The sequence below is a fragment of the Elioraea sp. Yellowstone genome (genome assembly GCF_006704265.1).
Taxonomy (GTDB): Bacteria; Pseudomonadota; Alphaproteobacteria; order Acetobacterales; family Acetobacteraceae; genus Elioraea.
In genome coordinates this window covers 1-1,040 of sequence record NZ_VIKA01000298.1, presented here as the reverse complement: position 1 = coordinate 1,040, position 1,040 = coordinate 1, and the positions used below count along the sequence as shown (strand labels likewise).

General features: G+C 76.4%; 1 protein-coding gene. It reads left to right on the top strand.

Features of this window, described 5'->3' with window-relative positions:
* Positions 1-103: 103 nt before the first annotated feature.
* A partial coding sequence (locus tag FK498_RS18815) for an ABC transporter ATP-binding protein (RefSeq protein WP_141857245.1) occupies positions 104-1,040 on the top strand: 937 nt, incomplete at its 3' end.

The following is a 1,040-nucleotide window of genomic DNA, read 5'->3' as shown; positions in this document are numbered from 1 at the left end:
CCACCCCCGCCTGCGCGGCGGCGGTCCCGCCGCTTGCGCCGCAGGACGGCCGGCACGTGCGCTGCGTGCGCCTCGACGCGCTGCGGCGCGAGACCGCGTCGGCATGACCGCCGGGCCGCTGATCGAGGCCGTCGGGGTCTCCAAGACCTTCCCGGGGCGTGGCCTGTTCCGCCGCGGACGGCCGGTGCAGGCCGTGCGCGGGGTCGATCTTGCGATCGCGCGCGGCGCGGCGGTGGGCGTCGTCGGCGAGTCCGGCTCGGGCAAGAGCACGCTGGGGCGGCTGCTGCTCGGGCTGACGCCGCCGAGCGAGGGGCGGATCGTCTTCGAGGGGCGGCCGATCGCCGGCGTCCCGCGCGCGGAGTGGCGCCGGCTGCGCCGGCGGATGCAGATCGTGTTCCAGGACCCGTACGGCAGCCTTGATCCGCGCCGGCGCGCGGGCGCGCAGATCGCCGACGGGCTTGCGATCCACGGCCTCGTTCCCGCTGCCGAGCGTGCCGCGCGGGTCGATGCCCTGCTGCGCCAGGTCGGGCTCGAACCGGCCCATGCGCGGCGCTTCCCGCACGAGTTCTCCGGCGGGCAGCGCCAGCGCATCGGCATCGCCCGCGCGCTTGCGGTCGACCCCGCCTTCCTGGTCGCGGACGAGCCGGTGAGCGCGCTCGACGTCTCGATCCAGGCACAGATCCTCACGCTGCTCGACGATCTGCGCGCGCGTCTCGGGCTGACGCTGCTGCTGATCAGCCACGACCTGCACGTGGTGCGGCATCTCTGCGACCGCGTGGTCGTGATGTATCTCGGCCGGGTGATGGAGGAGGGGCCGGTGCGGGCGGTGTTCGAGGCCCCGGCGCACCCGTACACGCGCGCGCTGCTCTCGGCGACGCCGCGGCTCGACCCGGCGCGGCGGACGCGTCGCATCCTGCTGCCGGGCGATCCGCCGAGCCCGTCGGATCCGCCCACGGGCTGCGTGTTCCGCACGCGCTGCGCGCACGCCCGGCCGGCTTGTGCCGAGACGGTGCCGGCACTCGCGCCGCACGGCCCGGCCA